Genomic DNA, 18,539 nt, shown 5'->3' on the forward strand with positions numbered 1-18,539 from the left:
ATCACAGGGAGGCAGCGAGCTCCCTGAGGTGATCACGACTGGCGGCCTCGTCCAGGGCGTGCTCGGTGAGGACCGCGTGGATGTCACGGTACCGGCCGACCTCTTCGGGCTCGGTGATCACCAGTTCCCGCGTGAAGGTCTCGACGATGACGGAGACCGGGCACCGGGGAGGGCTGGAAGGAGCGAACGACCTCGGCACGCAGCCGCCGAGCGTGCATCTCGCACCCTCCGGCCGACGCGCCGCCGGATTCTTGTCTCCGGCCGTCGATAATCTGCGACGAACAGCCCGAACTCGACCCCGAGCGGTCAGGCCGAACTCCGGCAGGCGCACGCCGACGGCGATCACCGACCTCACCGAGCTGTCACGCATGACTCGATCAACCCACGAAGAAGGGCAGGGCCGCCATGCTGACACAGGTCGCGGAGGGTGTACTGATCCACCGAAGCGAGTTGCTCCGGAACAACACCGTTGTCGTGCAAGGCCGGGCGGGTGTGCTCCTCATCGACCCCGGGCTCACCGGCGACGAACTGACCTGCCTTGCGAACGACCTGTCCGAGACGGGCCGACCCGTCGTGGCGGGCTTCTCCACGCACCCTGATTGGGATCACGTGCTCTGGCACGCCGACCTCGGCGACGTTCCCCGTTACGGCACGGCCCGCTGCGCGGCCGCCATGCGGGCCGTGCGGTCGGAAGCGGACTGGAAGGCCCGCGCCGCCGAGGGGCTGCCGCCGGAGATCGCCGAGGAGACACCGCTGGACCTGTACGGCCTCATCACCGGTCTGCCCGCCGGAACCGCGCGGATCCCCTGGGACGGCCCCGAAGTCCGGATCATCGAGCATCCGGCGCATTCCCCGGGCCATGCGGCGCTGCTGATCGAGGAGCGCGGGGTGCTGGTGGCCGGCGACATGCTGTCCGACGTCTTCGTTCCGATGCTCGACGACTTCAACGGCGCCGGTGACCCGGTCGAGGACTACCTCATCGGGCTGCGGCGGCTCGAGGACGTGGCGGACGACGTCGATGTCCTCATCCCCGGACACGGGTCCGTCTGCGGGGCCGATCAGGTACACGCACGGATCGAACAGGACCGGGCGTACGTACACGCCCTGCGTGACGGCGGTGTCCCCCACGACCCGCGGATCGACTCGCCCGAGCCCGGCTGGGAGTGGGTGGCTGACATCCACGCGGGGCAACTCCAGCAGCTCGACCAGAGGAGAGCGACATGAACCGCAGGGTGGAACGGCGTCGCCGGGTGCGTGAGCGCCCCGGCGGGCGGAATCGCCTGTGCGTGGGCGGTGGACTCGTCCGGGACCGCTCGCAGCCCGGCGGGCTCCCCGCTCATCCGCTCGATATCGGGCTTGGCGAAGGCCGTGAATGAGCTGCTCTGGGCCCGGGGGCGGACGCCACGGAGGAGGCCCTCCGGGACTTCCTGATATTCAACGTGTTCCCGCTGTTCAAATCCGGGATGCTCGTCTCCCGGCGCTGCATGAACTGCACGACGATACTCTTGGGGGCGCACAGCGCCGCCGGGTGGAACCACCACGTTCCGGGCGACCCGAACGGGCGGTCGGCCGACCTGGAACCCCTCGTCCACGGAGCCGACGGAACGATGATGCGCATCGACTACGACGACGTCGACGGGAACGCGGACGGCACCGTTCTCTTCGAGGGGGCGCCCTTCACGGGTGAGGTCGTCGACCACTGGCCCGACGGGACGGTGCAGTCGCTGACGACCTACCGGGACGGTGTGGAGGACGGGCCGTACCGGGAATGGCACCGCAACGGCACGCTCCGGACCGAGGGCCGCAGCGACCTGCGGCACGGTGCGGTGGGGGTCTGGCGGGAGTGGGACGCGAGCGGTCGGCTGGTCTCGGAGAAGTCGTTCGGCGAGGACGGGGAACTCGACACCGTGCGCCGGTGGGACAGGGACGGGCGGCTGGTGGAGGAGAAGGTCTTCCGGCCGGCGTGACCCGCGGAACCCGCGGGAACAGGTCCGCGGAACCGTTCCGGCGGTGGGGCCGAGGTCGGTCTTCCGGCCTCCCGGATACGTGAACCCCGGTAGGGGTCGGGCGGGGTCGGCCGTCCCACACAGAACGCGGGCGACCACCACCCCGCCGGGAGCACGACCGCGGGCGTTCGGGACGGATCGCTAAGCTGCCGGGCATGGCGATCATGCACCCCGTCTTCCGCGAGTCCGACGGTGAACGGATCCCCGGCGAGAGCCGCCCGGCGTTCATCCGCAACGGCGGCACCTATTTTCTGACCTCGCTGAAGATCTACGCCGACGGGTTGGTGGACTGCTGGGGCCTCGTGGACCTGGCGGGGTTCGCCGACAAGCTCGCCTCGGGATGGGTGGCCACCGAGTTCGAGGCGGGGGCCGAGGCGTCGGTGCACGGACTCGGTGAGTGGCGGTTCGCCGACCCGGTCTCCTACACCGACGCCGACTGCCTGCTGGCCGAGGTCCGGGACACCGTCGAGGAGCTCAACGGACGTCCCACCTCCTCCGACCGCTGCCTGGCCGCGTTGGACGCCTACCTCGCCGACCCCGATGAGGCCCGCCGGGCCGCACTGCGCGCCGCCTACCTGGAGATCCCCTGGACGCAACGGGTCTACCTGCTGGGGGACATGGACTCCAAGGACTGGCCGGTCCAGGTCCTGGCCTTCGGCCCCGGCGGCACCCTGACCGGCATGTTCGAGGGCATGACCGTCACTGAGCGGCAACACGGGCAGGCCCTGGAGTACTTCGCCCGATGGACCGCGCAGCGGGAGAGCACCCGCGCCGACACAGGGCTCGACGGCCGTTGGGAACCCCGGGCCGAGAGCGTCGTCCTGGAACAACGCTACTTCAGGAACGACGGCACCCGGCCCGAGCCGCCGATCCTGGCGCTGCGCAACGACTTCCCGGCAGCGGTGAACGTCGACGGGGCCGTGTACCCCACCGTGCTGCACGCCTACCGGGCGGCGTCCGTCACCGATCCCGCCGCGCAGGAGGCGATCCGCACGGCCGAGAACCTCGGACAGGTCGGACTCCTGGCTCGGGAGGCACCCCGTCGACCGGACTGGGCCGTGGCGCGTACCGCCGTGATGCTCCGGTTGCTGCGCGCCAAGTTCGAGCAGCACCCCGACCTGGCCGAGGTCCTGCTGTCCACCGGTGACCGGACGATCCTGTATGACGATTTCGGCTCGCCCCGGTACTGGGGGCGAACCGGAGCCGAAGGCCGCAACTGGGCGGGACGGCTGCTGGAAGTGGTCCGCGCCGAACTGTGCGCCGCCCGTGCGGGGGTCTGATAGCGGCCGCGGTCCGCGGCGCCCACCACGAGACCTGCCACAGGACGTCGCCCGAACCGTCCGCACAGCCATCGCAGGCCCCGAAAGCGCGGCCGTACCCCCTGGCGCCTGACCGCCTACACCCTGGCCGGCGCCCTCGCCCACCACCTCTTCATCCTCCACGGATGAAGAGGCTTCCACCTGTGCCGGGGCGGGTCGCGTCGGCACAGGATCCTCCCCGGAGCCCGGCTCACACGCAACCCGTGTCCGACCCCCATGCCGGCCGTCTCCCATGGCGATCCGGACGCATCGAACCCGCGACACTGGAAGACTGAGCGCATGCAGGACAACCGCTTCTCGCTCACCCGTGTGAGCCTGTGGAATTACAAGAACCTCGCCAGAGTGGATGTGGAACCCGGCGGGCTGCTCATCCTGGTCGGCCCCAACGGGTCGGGCAAGAGCAACTTCCTCGACGCGCTGTCCCTGGTCGCCGAAGGGCTGCGCACCTCCCTGGATCAGGCCCTGCGCACCCGGGGCGGGACCGCCGAGGTCAGCAGGCGATTCCCCGGTCGTCGGCGTCCCATGAACGTCCGTATCGAGCTGGGTTTCACCGCAGGAGACCTCACCGGCGACTACGGGGTCGAGATCGCGGCGACGGGCGGAGGAGGGTTCCGCATCGCACACGAGTACTGCAACGTGCGCGATGCCGACCACGACACGAACCGGGCCTGGTTCGACGTCCGCAACGGAGAGCTGGCCGAGCAGTCCGAGCCGGTCATGCCGCCGGTCGACGACCAGCGGCTGTACCTGGTCTCCGCGGCAGGGATCGACGACTTCCGGGCGGTGTTCGAAGGCCTGTCCGGTATCAGCGTCTTCAACATCGTCCCGGGGACCATGCGCGAGCCGCGGACCCCGGATTCCGGAGCCTTCCTGCTGCCCGACGGTTCCAACCTCGCCAGCGTCCTGCACCGCATGGCCCCCGGTGCCCGGGAGAGGATGACGGAGTACCTGGCCGGTATCGTGCCCGGTCTACTGGGCGTATCCCGCAAGGATCTCGGCACCTGGGAGACCCTGGAATTCCTCCAGGACGTCCATGCCTCCGACGGCCCCCAGCGCTTCCCCGCACAGTCCATGTCCGACGGCACCCTGCGCGCTCTCGGAGTCCTGGTCGCCCTCTTCTCCGACACCGGTCGCACCCGCAGCACCATCGGTATCGAGGAACCGGAGAACGCCCTGCATCCCGCCGCGTCCGGGGTACTGCTGGACGCACTGCGCGACGCCGCCGAACGGCGCCAGGTCATCATCACCAGCCACAGCCCGGACCTGCTGGACCGGGACGACCTCCTGCCCGAGGAGCTGTGCGCGGTTCGTTCGATGGGCGCGCAGGTGCGGATCGGGCCGCTGGACGCCGCCGGCACCATGGCGCTCCGCGAACACCTCTACACACCCGGCGAACTGCTCCGCACCGACCAGCTGCTTCCCGTACTCGAAGAGCCTTCCACCGCGCGGAGGGAGGACTGATGCCGCATCCGACCGTGGCGCCCATCGTGGAGGGGCACGGCGAAATGCCCGCCGTCCGCGCTCTCATCACCCGTACCTGCCTGGAAGTCCACGGAACCTACGCGGAAGTGACGCCTCCTTTCCGCCTTGATTCCGCGAAGATGCGCAAACCCGAGGAACTGGCCAAGGCACTCCGTGTGCAGGCGGCGCGTGTACCGGGGGCGGCAGGTGGTGTTCTCGTGCTGCGCGACGGTGACGACGCCGACACCACGTGCCCTGTCGAGCTCGCAGTCTCCATGGCTCCGGCGCCGGGGACGGTGCCGGTTCCCGTGGAGGTGGTGATCGCCCGGCATGAGTACGAAGCGTGGTTCCTGGCTGCGGCCGAGTCACTCCGCTCACATCCTTGCGTCCTCGATGACGCGACGGCACCACCGGATCCCGAAGGGAAGCGGGACGCGAAGGGAGTGCTGCGGACCATCATGAACGAGTCCTACAAGGAGACCCTTCACCAGGCGAAATTCTCCGCCCTCATGGACATGGACCTGGCCATGGAACGGAGCCGTTCCTTCCGCCGCATGGTCAGTGCGGTCGGCTCCCTCCTCGGGTGAATCGGGCGAAGACGCGTCGGTCGGTCTCGGCGAACTGCGCGTCGGCGCGAGCAGTCCGACCGATATCGCGCGACACGAGGAGTTCCGCACCCGAGTGCAGAAGGTCCACCGCACCACGGCCGGAGGGCATTGCTGGGCCCGGGCCACAGGGGGTGACGGCCGCGGTGACCCTCTCGCCCCGACCACAAGGGGTTGCTGCCGGTCCCGGAGCCTCAGCCACAGCCGGAGGGCGACGCTCGGCCCCGGCCACAGGGGGTGGAGGCCGCGGTGGCCTTCCCGCCCCGACTCCAGGGGGTTGCTCCCTGTCCCCGGGGCCCCAGCCACAGCCGGAGGGCGACGCTCGGCCCCGGCCACAGGGGGTGGAGGCCGCAGGAGGCCTCCGGCCCCGGCCGCAGGGGGTGTCGGTAGAGCGGAACGCGACCCCGGCCGCAGGGGGTGAGGCGGACTGTGAGGTTTTTCCAGGACGGTCACCATCTGGAAACGGCGGTGTGCGGGCGCTGGCTCAGAAGTGTTGTGCTCCACCGGTCACCGTTTGGGAAGGTACAGACCCGGGCCGGGCGTCGATCCGTCCCCGCGTACGGGGTCCGGCAGATTGCCGGGCGGTCGCGTTTCCTGCGCGCCCGGGGTGGTGGGGGTTTTCTCAGGGGACGGGTCGGTGCCAGGCGGCACGCTCAGCCACAGGTCCAGGGAAAGAACGCTCCGACTGGAAACAGGCTGTTGCTCAGACCTCGCTTGTCACCTCAGCCGCCTGCGGTAGTGACCCCGGCCCCGATCGCCCTCCCCGACCCCAGAGGGTGAAACCCGCGCATACCCACGGCCCCGGACACAGACCGGAGGGAGGACCGGGACCTCCGCTTCCGGGAGCGAAGGTAGAGCGTCCACGCGGCCCTGGCCCGAGAGGGGGCAGGGAGAGGAGTGCCCGCCGGCCTTCACTACTCGGGGGGAAGGTGTGCGGGACCGTGCCGCTTCACCCCGCTGGGTCTGGGGCCGCGTGCATGTGCCGGTCCACCCTCGGGAGCGGGGGGCGCGGTCCTTCCTCCGGTCTGGGGCGCAGGTCGCGGTTCTCCCTCCGGGCTGGGGCCGGGGGGCGCGGGTGCCTGCCGCCTGCACCCCCTTGGAGCGCGGGTGGCGGTTTTTCCTTCCGAGCCGGGGCCAAGGCCCCGGGGTGGGCGCGGCCTCCACCCCCTGGCGTGCAGGCCGTGGTTTTTCCTCCCCCTCACCCCCTTCGGTGCGGGAGGGCGCTGACGGCGGGGGTCACCCCGGTTGTGGTCGGGCTTTCAAGCGAGGTCTGTGCAACCGCGGGTTTGCAGTCGGCGCGTCGTTACGTGGACCTGTGGCCGGGGATGTGCGCTGGACCCCGACCCGTCCCCTGAAAGCGCACCCCCACCACTCAGGACGTGAGCCCAACGCAACCGCCCGGTGCTCTGCCGTGCGCCGACTGCGTGGGGACGGGTCGACGCCCAGCCCGGGTCTGTACGTTCCCACGGGGTGACCCGAGGAGACCAACGGTTCCTTCCCCAGACTCCCGAACGCCGCCCTTCCCAGATGGCAGGCCACTTGGAAACCTGCTCTTGCTGTTTCACCCCCAGGGGCCCGGACCCAGTCCCGCTCTACCCACACCCCCCGGGGTCGGGGCCGGAGGCCCCCTGCCGCCGTCACCCCCTGCGGCAGAGGTACTGCGACGCCCTCCGGCTGTGGCTGGCCACTCCGGTCGGGTGGGAAACCCCCTGGACTGCGGGTTTGGTGTCTTCCGGGTTGGGTTGAGGGGCTGGGGGACGGCTCCCCGGGAGGCGACTCCCCGTGTACACCCGCGCGTTGCCGGAAGCATGGGTGCCGATCACCCGGCGGGGCTAGAACGTGGCCGGGGGACGCATGCGGTTCCGGTCAGGCGGGGCCGCGCCCCCGCACGGGAAGGAACGCCGATGTCCGACGACCACCTGACAGTGCTGCCGGAAGATATGGCGCGGGCCGGCGAGGACCTGCGCGAACCCGGTCGGCTCGTGCGCGAGGCCTTCGCCCGGCTGCGGACGGCCCGGCAGTCCCTCGGGGCGGTCTGGGGGTCGGGCGATGACATCTCGGACTCCCTGACGAAGAACCTCACCCCCATGATCGAGACGCTGGACGAGTACGGCGAGGCGCTGCCCACGGCCTTCGACCAGGCGGCCGACCGGACGCTCCAGATGGCCCGCAACTACGAGGTCAGCGAGGACTACGCCTTCGACGTCAGCAGCGACCTGGGCTCCGGGTCGGGCTACGGCGGGGGTGGTGGCGGCCGCAACGGCTGACGGTCCGGGTGAGGCCTGTGACGCCGCGGAGCGGCCCCCTGGAGGGGGACGCTCCGCGGCGTCGTGGGGCAGGTGCGGGTCAGCCGTCGTCGCGCGGCTTCCAGGTGCGTCCCCGGCCCGCCTTGCGGGGCTTGGCGGGCTGGGGGCGGTAGGCCGGGGAAGCCTCCTCCTCGGCCACCGGGGCGGGCTCCGGGTCGCGCGGCTCCGCCCGGTCGCGGACGGCCGCCTTGCGGCGCGGACGGACTGCGGCCGCCGCCGGGGCCCGTTCCGGTCGGGTTCCGGGGGAAGATGCCGCGGAGCCTGCCGGGACCGGTACGGACACGGGCTCGGCGGCCTGCTGTTCCGGGACCTCCGGACGGTCCACCCGGACCACGCGGACCCGGCCGGCCTTGCGGCCTGGGGCGCGCTCGTGGCGGACCCGGGTCCTCTGCTCCTCCTTCGGGGCGGGAGCCGCAGGGGCCGCGGGAGCGGCGGGCACCATGGGAGCCGCGGGAGCGACGGGTGGGGACGGAGGTGCGGGCGGGGCCGGGGCGGCGGCCTGGGGTGCCTCTCCCCCGGTCTCGGCGCCGTCCGTGTCGGGGGGTGTGACGGCGGGAGTGTCCCGCACGGGCTCCGGGGTTTCGGCCGGAGCGGGCGCGGGGGCGGCTGCGGGGCTCTCCGGTGCCGGGGTCGCCCCGTTGAGGGCGGCGAAGGCGTCCTCCTGCTCAGCGGGGGTGTCGCGTGAGCTCCGTCGGCCGGTCGGGGACGCGTCGGCGTCCTCCTGCCCGGCGGGGGTGTCGGCCTCGGCGGGCGGGACGGTCGGGGCTTCGTCGGTCGTGTTCCCGGTAGGGGCAGGGGCGTCGTCGGGCTCCGGTGTGCCGGGGGCCTCGGCGGGCGGGGTGGCGGAGTCGTGCGGGGCCGGTTCGCGGGCGGGCTCTTCCTGGGCTGGGGTCTCGTCCCACCAGGAGTCGTCCTCGGCGTCAGCCGTGGTGGTCGCGTCCGCCGCGGTGGTCGTGTCCGCCGCGGTGGTCGTGTCCGCCGCGGTGGTCGTGTCCGTCGTCGGCCGGCGCGCGGGCGTGTCCGTGCCGGTCTCGGCGTACTCCCCCTCGCGGAGCGCCCGGAAGGCGGCGTCCACGGTGGCCCCGTCGTCCGGGACGGGTTCGGGGTCCAGAGCGGTTTCGGGCTCCGGGGCGGCGGCGATGCTCTCCCCGTCGTCGTCGGCCGCGGAGCCGGCCGCGGCCTCCTCCTCCCAGGCGCGGGTGAGCCGTTCCCAGGCGGCGTCGTCGCCCACCCGCACGAAGGCGTCGTCATCGTCCCAGTCCTCCGCGACCAGCACCGGGCGCGGCTCGGCGGCCCCCCGGTTCCGGAAGGACGGCCGTACCGGCCGTTCCGACCCCGAGTGGTCCGCCGCGTGGTGGGCGTGCACGGCCGCGTGGACCTCCTCGGCCGTCGAGCCCGGCCAGGAGCAGTGGAACAGGGTGGCCAGCGGCTGGCTGGTCTGCGAGATGAGCCCGTCCGCGTCGATCGTGCAGTTGCCGCCCAGCGGCCAGCTCCCGAGGATGACGGCGGTGACGCCTCGGTGCTGCCCGTGCAGCAGGAGGCCGGACAGGGCGTGCTCGTGCTGGGCCTCGGGCGCGGAGATGATCAGGGCGAGCGGGGCCCGGTCCTCCTCGGCCATGGCGTGGAGTTCGGTGGCGAGCACCGCCAGCGCGTCCTCCGTTCCGGGGACCAGGGTGACCGGCTCGCACGGACGGTCGCGCAGCAGGTCGCGGCCGGTCTCGCCGAGCAGCCGGACGGCCTCGTCCTCGGTGATGAGGATCCGCACCGCGAGAGGTTCGGTCGGGTCGAGGGCGTTGGCGATCAGGCGCCGGGCCGCCCCGTCCGCCCCCTTGCCGGTGAGGCCCAGGCCGGGGACGTGGTCGAGTTCGACGGTGACCCGCTCGTCGATCTCGTCGCCGGGCTCGGGGCGCGGCGGGACCGGCGGCAGCGCCAGGCGGCGCGGGCGGCCGGTGAGGCGCCGGGGCAGGCTGAGCGCCATCCTGGGGACGAAGGAGCCGCGCTTGCCCAGGAGGTAGCCCCCGGCGAGGCCGGCGAACCCCACGAACCCGGCGACCGCGCCGTCGGGGATCTCCAGGACGACGACGCGGGGTCCGTCCTCCTCGACGGCGGCGGCGTTCTCGACGGTGATGAGGGACCGGTCGGCCTCCTCCTCCGCTGCGGCGACACCGTCGCCGGTCTCCTCCGGGGCCGTGTCCGTGCCGGCCTCCTCCTGCGGGGCCGGAGTGGAGGCGGGAGCGGGCGCGGGGGCGAGGGTGTAGGCGATCTCGACGCGGCGCTGGCTCTCGGCGGGCCCCTCCACCGGCTGCTCGGCCCCCCTGCCCGTGACCTCGGTGTCCGGGGCGTCCTCCCCGAGCTCCTCCTCCAGGTAGTCGGCCACCGCCTGGGCCCGCTCCCGGGACAGCTCCCGGTTGCGGTCGGCGTTGCCGCTGGGGTCGGCGTGCCCGGTGATCGCGACGGGGACGTTCTCGTCCCAGTGGTCCCCCAGCATCTCGACGGTGGGGGCGAGGTCCTCCCGCATCCGCTCGGTGAGCTCGGCCGATCCGACCGCGAACCCGCTGATGGTGCGGGTGCGCTCAACCGGCCCCTGCTCCGCGGTCTCCTGCGGGGCCGCGGGGGCGCCCTCCTCCCGGTCCGGCGACTCCTCGTCCTGGGCGACGGTGTCGGCGAAGGCGGCGGCGGGGCTGACCGCGGTGGCCGCGACGGCGGTGGCGGCGATCGCCTGGAGCGGTCCGAACGGGCGCAGGCGCAGGGGCACGCCCCGCAGGCGGGCCACGGCCTCGGCGGCGAGCGCCAGGGCGAACATCCCCCACAGCGCCCACAGCGCGGTGATCAGCACGGCGGCGGGCACGCCCGGGGGCAGCCGCCAGCCGCGCAGGTGGGCGAGGGCGACGTCCCAGGAGGGGAGCGTGTCGGGCCAGGCGGCGTGCCACAGCAGGACGTAGGGGACGCCGACGAGGAAGGCGAGCGCGAACACGGCCGCGCCGAGCCTGTTCAGTGGATGCATGTCCGCCTCACAAAGGTGCTCAGGGGGTCGTCGTCTGTGTGTAGGGACGTGCCGTGGCGGTCGTCTCGACGGTGGTCGATCCGGCCGGGACGAGGGTGAAGGAGTAGGACATCGTGCAGGTGACGGTGACGGTGTCGCCGGAGACGCTGACGGTCCCGGTGGCCCCGGCGGAGGAGAGGAAGGCCTGGGCGGCGGCGGACGCGGCGGCCGGGTCCAGCGGGACCTCGTCGGCGCCCTCGCGGTAGGCGTTCCAGTCGAGCTGCTGGGCGCCGACCCGGGCGGCCTCCTGGGCGAGCGTGGCGGTCTGGCGCCGGGCCTGGAGGAGTTCCCCGCCCTCGTAGACCAGGCCCAGGCACGCGATGAAGGCGACCGCCATCACCGCGACGAAGGCGCTGACCTGTCCGCGGTCGTCCCGCGCGGCGGCGGTCACGGCTGCCCCCGGAAGGTGTCCACGGCGACGGTGGCGCCGCCCTCGATGGTCTGGCCGCCGGGAAAGGCGACCCCGTACAGGTCGGAGAAGTCCACCGTGCAGTGGACGGTGACGGAGACCGCTCCCCCGGCGGCCAGGCCGCCGTGGTCGACGGTGGTGGTGTGGTCGGTGCAGGCCATGCCCTGCTCCTGGAGCCCGGCGGCGGCGATGGCGGTCGCCGTGGAGGAGGCGGCCGTGGGGGTGCGCTCCAGCGAGGCCGCGCGGGCGGCGGAGTGGGCGACCTCCCCGACCGTGGCCCGCGCGTCCACGACGCGGCCGGCGAAGACCATGAGCATGGCGAAGGTCAGCAGGGCGGGTGCCAGCAGGGCCAGCTCCACCGAGGCCGAGCCGCGGTCGCGGTGCCTCACGGTGTCTCACCTCCGGGGACGAAGCGCTCGACGGGGGCCACGGACACGTGCCGCACGTTCCAGGTGACCCCGGGGACGAGGCTGGGGACGGAGCCGGTCACGGTGACGGTGACCTCCTCGGCCCCGCGTTCGACGGCGATGTCGATGTCGGACAGGACGGAGCCGGAGGGCGCGGCCGCCGGGGCGGCCGTGCCCTCCACGGTGCGCGACTGCTCGGCCGTGCGGCGTGCGAGGTCGGCGGCGACGTGCTCGCCGTGCATCCACAGGGCGGTCTGGACGACCAGCATGACCAGGAGGAGGAGCGCGGGGGCCGCGACCGCCAGCTCGGTACTGCCCCGGTCGTCTTTCTGCTGTCGCAAGGGGTTCTCCTACTCGCCGCCGATCAAGGCGATCTGCTCGGTGGCGACTCCGTAGATCACGCCGCCCGCGGTGATGGCGATGCCGACGAGTACTGCGGTGATGATCACCGTCTCGGTCGAGTAGCCGCCGTCGCCCTTGGGCAGGGTCAGCTCGGCGATGATGCGGGCGTACAGGTTCTTCATGTCGGTTCTCCGGTGACGGGGTTCAAGTGCTGAAGAGGATGAGGCTCATGGCCGGGTAGCCCAGCAGGATCAGGAATCCGGCGAACAGCAGGACGACGGGCAGGCTCATCCGTTCGGTCGCGGACTGCGCCTTGGCCTCGGTCTCGGCGAGGAACTGCACGCGCAGGGTCTTGGCCTTGGCGGAGAGGGAGCTCCGGACCCGGGCGCCGTCGGCCCCGGCCAGGTGCAGGCTGGCGGACAGTTCCGCGAACTCCGGGGTGTCGTAGCGTTCTCCCAGTTCGCGGAGCACCTGCCAGACGGGGACCCGGGTGAGGGACGCCTCCCGGAGGGCGTCGCGGATCGCGGCCATCGCCCAGCCGCCGCCGTTGGCGGAGGCGTCGGTGAGGGCGCCGCTGACGCCCGCTCCCCCGGCCAGGGAGACCACGACCAGGTCGGCGAAGCCGGACAGGGTGCGGCGCATCTCCTCCTTGCGCTTGGCCGCCTCGTCGTTGAGGGACAGGTCCGGGGCGAACCACATGAGCACCGCGAAACCCGCCCACAGCACGGGGGAGACGAACCCCGGAGGCAGCGCTCCGAAGGAGGACAGCAGCAACCCCATCACCGGCGGGAACAGCACCCCCACCACCACCCCCGCCGCCTTCTCCGCCAGGTAGCCGCCCGGGTCGCGGTCGCAGATCCTGAGGTTGCGCGCGGCGCGCTTGCCGGGCAGGCCGGCGGCGTGCAGCAGGGGGACGCCGACCCGGCCGAGCCGGGTCAGGAGGCCGCCCTCGGAGGGGCGCAGTGCGAGCCGTGCCGGGGGGCGGGGGCCGGACAGGCGCTCGGCCAGGGTCGGGCGGGCCCAGCGGGCCGCCGCCAGCGCCCACAGGGCCAGGCCCAGGGCGGCGCCGGCCAGGGCCGCCGCGGTCGTGGGGTTCACAGCGCGGCCTCCTTGAGCGGGTCGGGGGCCAGGACGCGCGGCCCGAGGGAGAAGCGGGACATCCGGGTCATCCACACCACGGCGGTGGCCCAGATGCCGCCGATGGCCGCGAGGACGATCTGGCCCAGCAGGCCGTCGAACGGTGCCAGGTACTCGGGGTTGAACAGGAGCATGAACGCCGCCATCCCCAGCGTCGCGCCCATGATGATGCGCGAGGAGGTGCGCAGCCGCGCCCGGCCGGCCGCCACCTTGACCAGCATGGCGGCCTGGTCGCGGGCGGACTCGGCCAGGGCGCCGAGCAGGACGCCGAGGTCGGTGGCGTGCCGGGTGGCGGCCATCGCCAGGGCGGAGGCGACCAGGTCGCCGGTGGGGTTGTCGACGGTGCGGGCGAAGGTGTGCAGCGCGTCGCGCGGCTCGCGGCCGCGGCGCATGTCGTCGGCCAGCCGCTGCACGGCCCCGCGCAGCGGTTCGGGGGCGATGGGCGCGGTGGCGGCGACCGCCTGGTGCAGACCTGAGGACCCGGCCATGAGGTCGCGCAGCATCTCGGTCCAGGCGGCGACCGCCTCGACCCCCTCGACCTGCTGCTTGTGCTCGGCGTCGCTGCCCAGGACCTGCGGGGCCCACCAGACCGCGGCGGCGGCCAGCGCTCCGGCCACCGGCCAGCCGGTCAGGAGCCAGGCGCCGACGCCGGCGGCGGTCGCGAAGGCGACCCTGCCCGGGCGCGGGAGCGGCCGGGACCGGCCCCGGCGGAGGCGTTCGGAGAGCAGCGGGGCGGCCCAGACGAACAGGAGGAAGACGCCGAGCCCGGCGACGCCCCCGGCGGTGGCGAGCAGGAGCGTGTTCGTGTTCACCGGCCCCACCCCGCCGTCTCCGCCTGGAGCGAGAGGGGGTCGAAGCCGTGGTCGGCGAGCACGTCGAGGGTGTCCGGGCTGGGCGGGGCCGCGGCGAGGCGGCCCTGGCGCGGCGAGTAGCGGTAGATCTCGTTGGAGACCACGTTCTGCCCCTCCGCGCCCACGACCTCGCGCACGCTGGTGACGCGGCGTTCGCCGGTGGGCAGCGCGGAGACGTGGACGACCAGGTGGACGGCGGAGGCCACCAGCGACGCGGTCGCCTCCAGCGGCAGCCGCTCGGCGGACTGGGCGGCGTAGGCGCCCAGCTTGGTGAACGCCCCGGCGGAGCCGGCCGCGTGCAGGGTGGTGAGGCTGCCGTCGTTGCCCTGGCTCATGGCGTTGAGCAGGGGGACGGTCTCGCTGCCGCGGGTCTCCCCCACGATGACGCGGTCGGGCGACATGCGCAGCGCGGTGCGGACCAGGTCGGCGATGGTGATCTCGCCGACGCCCTCGATGTTGGCGGGGCGGGCCTGGAGGGCGACGCAGTCGGGGTGGGCCTCGCGGTCGCGGTCCAGGCCGAGCTCGAAGACGTCCTCGATGGTGACCAGGCGCTCGGTCGGGGGGATCTCCGAGGCCAGGGCGCGCAGCAGGGTGGTCTTGCCCGCGCCGGTGCCCCCGGTGACGACCATGTTGCGGCGGGCGCGCACGGCGGCCCGGAAGAGGGAGACCAGGGCCGGGTCGAGCGTGCCGAGCTTCTCCAGCCGGCGCAGCGACGAGTGGGTGTACCGGTGGCGGCGGATCGACACCGAGGGCTGTCGGGAGACCTCCATGACCGCGTTGAGGCGCTCCCCGCCGGGGAGCTGGAGGTCGAGGATGGGCGCCCCGGGGTCGAAGCGGCGCTCGCCGCTGGCCGACTCGGCGGCCAGGCGGCGGACCAGGGCGATGACGTCGTCGGTGTCGGCGAACAGCCCGGCGTGCAGGCGGCGGCTGCCGTCGGCGAGCCGCACCCAGGCGTCCACGCCGTTGATGTTGATGTTCTCGATCTCGGGGTCGTCGAGCAGGGGCTGGAGCGGCCCGACACCGGTGACCTGGGCGAGCGAGGCGGCGGCGATGGCGGCCTCGGTGGCGGGGGCCAGCAGGGGGCGGCCCTCGGCCAGGGCGGTGCGGGCGGCCTCGTCGAGGATGTTGGCGATGACCCGGTCGGCGCGGGCGCGGTGCTCCTGCGGGGTGTCCGGGTCCTCGCCGCGGGTCTCCTCGCTGATCCTGCGGCCCGCCTCGGCGGACACGTAGGCGACCCACTGGGCCTCCACCCGGTCGGCGCCGGGGTCGAGGAAGCGCTCGGCGGCGCGGTCCGCGAACTCGTCGGGCGGGGTCATGCGTTCACCCCCGGGGGCAGCGGCGCGTAGACGACGGGCTCGGTCCGGGCGGCGGCCAGTGCGCGCGCCAGCCGGTCGGCGGCCCGGAACAGGGGGCGCTTCTGGGGCCGGGCGATGTCCTGTTCGCCGCGCAGGAACCGGGCGGAGCGGGGGTCGTCGGGCACGCGCCCCCAGACGGCGGAGCCGAGGGCGCCGGTGATCTCGCCGACGCCGCCGCGGCCGCCGCAGACCACGACCGTGAGGTGGCGGGCGGGGAAGGACGGGGCGAGGAGGTGCTCGCGGGCGCGGCGCAGCTCGGTGAGGCGCTCCGAGACGACGAGGACGGCGTGGTCGACCCGGGCGACGAGGGCGCGGGCCGGGGAGGAGGGGGTGAGGCGGCCGAGGTCGAGGACGGCGACCGGCGCCGCCATCGCGCTGAACGGCAGGGGGTGCTGGCCCAGGAGCCGCACCGCGCCCTCGGCGGGGTCGGCGGTGATCGGCGCGGGGCAGACCCGGAGCCCGCCGGGCAGGGCCTGGGTGTGGGCCTCGGGGTCGGCGCCGCCGCCGCGGCGCATGGCGGCGGCCAGGCCGGTCAGCCCGGGCTCGGTGGGCAGGCGGCGCCAGACGGCGACCGCTCCGCCGGAGGGGTCGGCCTCCACCAGCACTCCGGGCGCGTCCCCGGGCCAGACCGCGGCCAGGGCCATGCCCAGGCTGGTCACGCCCGGGGCGCCGCCCAGGGAGAAGACGGCGACCGTCGTCGTCATCACGCCCCTCCGCGCGGGTGGACCTGCACGAGGCTGACCTGTCCGGCGGAGGCGGCCGCGGCGATGCGGGCGGCGTCGGCGGAGGAGACCAGCAGCTCGACGTTGACGGCGCCCTCGACCCCCGGGTCGGGGACGAGGGTGCGGACCAGGGCGAGGTAGGCCTGGGGGGCGCCGTCCTCCTGCTGCTCGCCGCCGCTCACGACCACGGACACGCTGGCGCCCGCGCCCAGGGAGGCGGGGAAGCGCCCGGGCTGGAGGGTGGCGCCGACCAGGGCCCGGTCGGACTCGGGGAAGGCGGCGTCGGCGCCCAGGGCGGACTCGGGCAGGACCCCGCCCTCGACCACGGGGAGGGTGAGGGTCAGGCCCACGACCTCCTCCAAGCGGGCGGCGTCCACGAAGGACAGGTCGGAGGACACCGACATCTCCGAGACGCGCAGGTCGTCCATGGTGAGGACGTGGCCCGCGGGGAGGTCGGTGTCGGCGACGACCACCCCGGTGCGGTCGTCGAGGCGTTCCAGGGCGATGACGCCGCTGAGCGCGCCCGCCGTCGTCAGGGTGAGGGCCAGCACCAGCCACCGCCAGCGCCGGGCGCCGCCGCCGGAGAGCCGCACGGCGGGGGGCTGCTGCGTCTGCCGCCCCGCCCCGGGGGGCGGGGCCGTCGTCGTCTCGACCACGTCTGTCTCAGTTCTTCTCGGTGTCAGTGGGTGTCCGTGACGAGCCCGTGGGACTCGCGGACGGTGAGGTCGACCTCGGAGGTGCTGGTGAGCTGGTCGAGGGCTCCGCCACCGCCGCCGGAGAAGCTCCACTCGGTGTCCCAGAGCACGCGGACGGTGACGGTGCGGACGCCTTCGGGGGCCGTGTCCGAGGCCGAGGTGTAGACGTGCCCGCAGTCGGGGGAGGCGGAGTCGGCGTCGTGGACGGCGGGGTCGAAGGGGGTGCCGGGGCCCTCGCACTCCACGGTGGAGCCGTCGCCCATGGTCCACAGGGTGCGGGCGGGGGTGGCGGTCACGGTGAGGGAGGAGTCGCCCAGTTCGGCGGAGGTGGACTCGGCGCCCCAGCTCTGGGGGTCGACCCACAGCCACAGGGGGGTGTTGACCAGGATGAGGGAGTCGGTGCCCGGGGAGGTGGCGATGGTGGGCTCGGGGAGCTGGAAGGAGGCCATGGCCTCCTCGATGCTGGTGAGGGGGTCGGTGCCCTCCTCGCCCCGGGCGGCCTCCTCGAAGATGCGGTCCCAGTCCATGGAATCCCAGTCGACCATGTTCTCCCAGTCCATGGACTCCCAGTCGATGGCGTCCCAGTCGACGTCGGCGTACTCGTCGGAGCCGCCCGCGCCGCCGGTCCCCCCGGAGCCGCCGGTGCCGGGGGTGCCCGGGACGCCGCCGTGCTCCAAGAGCCAGCGCAGCAGGATCTGGCAGCCGTTGCCGCCGGAGGTGCCGCACTCGACGCTGCCGAGGAAGGAGCCGTCGTCGGCGTGCGCGGGTGCGGCGCTCAGGGTCGCCAGCACCAGGGCGGCGGCGGCCGCGGCAGCGGCGGGGGGTAGGGGTCTCAACATGATCCGGCCTCCCAGATGCGCAGTTCGGACACGCGCCAGGCGAGTCCGTCGTGGATGAGCGTGGCGTCGACCTTGCGGGGGCCCGCCGTCCCCGCGGAGCCGCCGGTCCGCCAGGCGGAGTCGTCCACGCAGTCGGCGACGACCGCGAGTTCGGGGCTCTCGACGGTGACGGCCGGGTCGAGGACGGGCTCGCCCTCGGCGTTCCCGCCCGCGGCCGCCTCGTCGAGCGCGGTCCGCATGATCTCCCGGGCGGCCCCGACCGCGTGGTCGTCGAGGGCGCGCGAGGCCTCCTCGTCTCCGTGGGAGGCCGCGACCACCGCGTCCCACATCCCGGTGTAGGCCGCCAGCGCGGCCTCCTCGTCACCGCCGGCGGCGGCGGTGGGCGCGGGCCGCGGTTCCGTTCCGGCGCCGTCCGTCTCCGCGGCGGGTGCGGAGCACCCGGCGGCGGCGAGGAGCGCGCAGACGGTGAGCGCCAGGCGGGTCGAGCCGGATCGCATCGCGGCCTGTTCCCTTCGGTGTGCTCCGCCCGGGCGGGACGGGGGTGGGGGGTGGGGAAGCGGCAGGTGGGGCGGGTCCGCGGGGGGACGGGCCGACACCGACCGATGTGGGTTTGCGTGTGTTTCACGCTCTCTCAGCGTGAGAGTACCGAGAGCGCACAGTACACAACAACCCCCCAGAACAAGAAATAGGCCCTACACAGGGGGGATTCGACGCAACCGAAAACCGAAGGCCCGGTGGATCGCACAGAAACGGGCAGCCGAATGGCTGCGTGGGCCGGTGTCGCGGCACCTCCGCGCTCCGGCGCGGCGGTGCGGACGGCCCGCGCCCGTTCCTCTGGCCTACCCCCGGATCCAGGGTGGAACACCTGCCCCACGGGGAGACCGGCACGGAATGAACCCCGGGGGATCACCCGGCGAAGTCTCGGCCTCCCGACCGGCACGAACGCGGCGCTCGAACGAAGTCCAACGTTTCCGTGACACACCAACATGAACAGAAAGGGAAGAACCACCACTTCCACATGCACGGTTCGTGGTGCTAACGT

Annotated in this window: 19 protein-coding genes; 6 read left to right on the top strand and 13 right to left on the bottom strand. The window is 73.7% G+C overall.

Annotation, left to right across the window (positions count from 1 at the left end; translation table 11 throughout):
• Position 1 precedes the first annotated feature (1 nt).
• Entirely contained in the window at positions 2-199 is a 198-nt protein-coding gene (locus ACFVNO_RS23885; RefSeq protein WP_355264849.1) for a Scr1 family TA system antitoxin-like transcriptional regulator, read from the bottom strand.
• 206 nt (positions 200-405) lie between these two features.
• On the opposite strand from ACFVNO_RS23885, the gene ACFVNO_RS23890 reads away from it, so the two are divergent.
• The 6 genes from ACFVNO_RS23890 (at position 406) to ACFVNO_RS23915 (ending at position 7,658) form a co-directional block, all read left to right on the top strand.
• A complete protein-coding gene (locus ACFVNO_RS23890; RefSeq protein ID WP_378895829.1) occupies positions 406-1,224 on the top strand; it encodes an MBL fold metallo-hydrolase in 819 nt (272 codons plus the stop codon).
• A gap of 215 nt (positions 1,225-1,439) precedes the next feature.
• Complete coding sequence (locus ACFVNO_RS23895; RefSeq protein ID WP_378895831.1) at positions 1,440-1,967, top strand: toxin-antitoxin system YwqK family antitoxin; 528 nt, start codon at positions 1,440-1,442, stop codon at positions 1,965-1,967.
• A gap of 194 nt (positions 1,968-2,161) precedes the next feature.
• A complete protein-coding gene (locus ACFVNO_RS23900) occupies positions 2,162-3,286 on the top strand; it encodes an NADAR family protein (RefSeq protein WP_378895833.1) in 1,125 nt (374 codons plus the stop codon).
• A 318-nt stretch (positions 3,287-3,604) separates the two neighbouring features.
• Positions 3,605-4,786, top strand: coding sequence for an AAA family ATPase (locus ACFVNO_RS23905; protein ID WP_378895835.1), 1,182 nt, complete (start codon positions 3,605-3,607; stop codon positions 4,784-4,786).
• Complete coding sequence (locus ACFVNO_RS23910) at positions 4,786-5,373, top strand: DUF4276 family protein (RefSeq protein ID WP_378895837.1); 588 nt, start codon at positions 4,786-4,788, stop codon at positions 5,371-5,373. Before ACFVNO_RS23905 ends, ACFVNO_RS23910 begins: the two co-directional genes overlap by 1 nt.
• A gap of 1,922 nt (positions 5,374-7,295) precedes the next feature.
• Positions 7,296-7,658: a hypothetical protein gene (locus ACFVNO_RS23915; RefSeq protein ID WP_355264866.1), complete on the top strand. Its 363-nt coding sequence runs from the start codon at positions 7,296-7,298 to the stop codon at positions 7,656-7,658.
• Positions 7,659-7,737: 79 nt separating this feature from the next.
• On the opposite strand, the gene ACFVNO_RS23920 is transcribed toward ACFVNO_RS23915, so the two are convergent.
• Genes ACFVNO_RS23920 through ACFVNO_RS23975 form a run of 12 tightly spaced genes read right to left on the bottom strand, consistent with a single transcriptional unit; the run spans position 7,738 to position 17,994 of the window.
• Positions 7,738-10,701, bottom strand: coding sequence for an OmpA family protein (locus ACFVNO_RS23920; protein WP_378895839.1), 2,964 nt, complete (start codon positions 10,699-10,701; stop codon positions 7,738-7,740).
• Between the two features lie 19 nt (positions 10,702-10,720).
• Positions 10,721-11,131 carry a TadE/TadG family type IV pilus assembly protein gene (locus ACFVNO_RS23925; RefSeq protein WP_378895841.1) on the bottom strand — a complete coding sequence of 137 codons (411 nt, stop codon included), beginning with the start codon at positions 11,129-11,131 and terminating at the stop codon, positions 10,721-10,723.
• Positions 11,128-11,538, bottom strand: a complete 411-nt coding sequence (locus tag ACFVNO_RS23930; protein ID WP_355264875.1) for a TadE/TadG family type IV pilus assembly protein — start codon at positions 11,536-11,538, stop codon at positions 11,128-11,130. Before ACFVNO_RS23930 ends, ACFVNO_RS23925 begins: the two co-directional genes overlap by 4 nt.
• Positions 11,535-11,897: a TadE/TadG family type IV pilus assembly protein gene (locus ACFVNO_RS23935; RefSeq protein ID WP_378895844.1), complete on the bottom strand. Its 363-nt coding sequence runs from the start codon at positions 11,895-11,897 to the stop codon at positions 11,535-11,537. Before ACFVNO_RS23935 ends, ACFVNO_RS23930 begins: the two co-directional genes overlap by 4 nt.
• A gap of 9 nt (positions 11,898-11,906) precedes the next feature.
• A complete protein-coding gene (locus tag ACFVNO_RS23940; protein ID WP_378895846.1) occupies positions 11,907-12,080 on the bottom strand; it encodes a hypothetical protein in 174 nt (57 codons plus the stop codon).
• Between the two features lie 22 nt (positions 12,081-12,102).
• Positions 12,103-12,996, bottom strand: coding sequence for a type II secretion system F family protein (locus ACFVNO_RS23945; protein ID WP_378895848.1), 894 nt, complete (start codon positions 12,994-12,996; stop codon positions 12,103-12,105).
• The gene (locus ACFVNO_RS23950) at positions 12,993-13,856 is read right to left on the bottom strand and encodes a type II secretion system F family protein (RefSeq protein ID WP_378895850.1); all 864 of its coding nucleotides are present in this window, start codon (positions 13,854-13,856) and stop codon (positions 12,993-12,995) included. The genes ACFVNO_RS23945 and ACFVNO_RS23950 overlap by 4 nt, the downstream gene beginning before the upstream one ends.
• On the bottom strand, positions 13,844-15,202 hold the full coding sequence (locus ACFVNO_RS23955) for a CpaF family protein (protein WP_378895852.1): 1,359 nt from the start codon (positions 15,200-15,202) through the stop codon (positions 13,844-13,846). Before ACFVNO_RS23955 ends, ACFVNO_RS23950 begins: the two co-directional genes overlap by 13 nt.
• Positions 15,199-15,945 (bottom strand): hypothetical protein, encoded by a 747-nt coding sequence (locus ACFVNO_RS23960; RefSeq protein WP_378895854.1) that lies wholly within the window; start codon positions 15,943-15,945, stop codon positions 15,199-15,201. Before ACFVNO_RS23960 ends, ACFVNO_RS23955 begins: the two co-directional genes overlap by 4 nt.
• Positions 15,945-16,619 (bottom strand): SAF domain-containing protein, encoded by a 675-nt coding sequence (locus ACFVNO_RS23965; protein ID WP_355264896.1) that lies wholly within the window; start codon positions 16,617-16,619, stop codon positions 15,945-15,947. Before ACFVNO_RS23965 ends, ACFVNO_RS23960 begins: the two co-directional genes overlap by 1 nt.
• 23 nt (positions 16,620-16,642) lie before the next feature.
• The gene (locus ACFVNO_RS23970; RefSeq protein WP_355264899.1) at positions 16,643-17,497 is read right to left on the bottom strand and encodes a hypothetical protein; all 855 of its coding nucleotides are present in this window, start codon (positions 17,495-17,497) and stop codon (positions 16,643-16,645) included.
• Positions 17,491-17,994, bottom strand: a complete 504-nt coding sequence (locus ACFVNO_RS23975; RefSeq protein ID WP_220561998.1) for a hypothetical protein — start codon at positions 17,992-17,994, stop codon at positions 17,491-17,493. Before ACFVNO_RS23975 ends, ACFVNO_RS23970 begins: the two co-directional genes overlap by 7 nt.
• Positions 17,995-18,539: the final 545 nt, after the last annotated feature.

Source organism: Nocardiopsis sp. NPDC057823 (assembly GCF_042797335.1).
GTDB lineage: Bacteria > Actinomycetota > Actinomycetes > Streptosporangiales > Streptosporangiaceae > Nocardiopsis > Nocardiopsis changdeensis.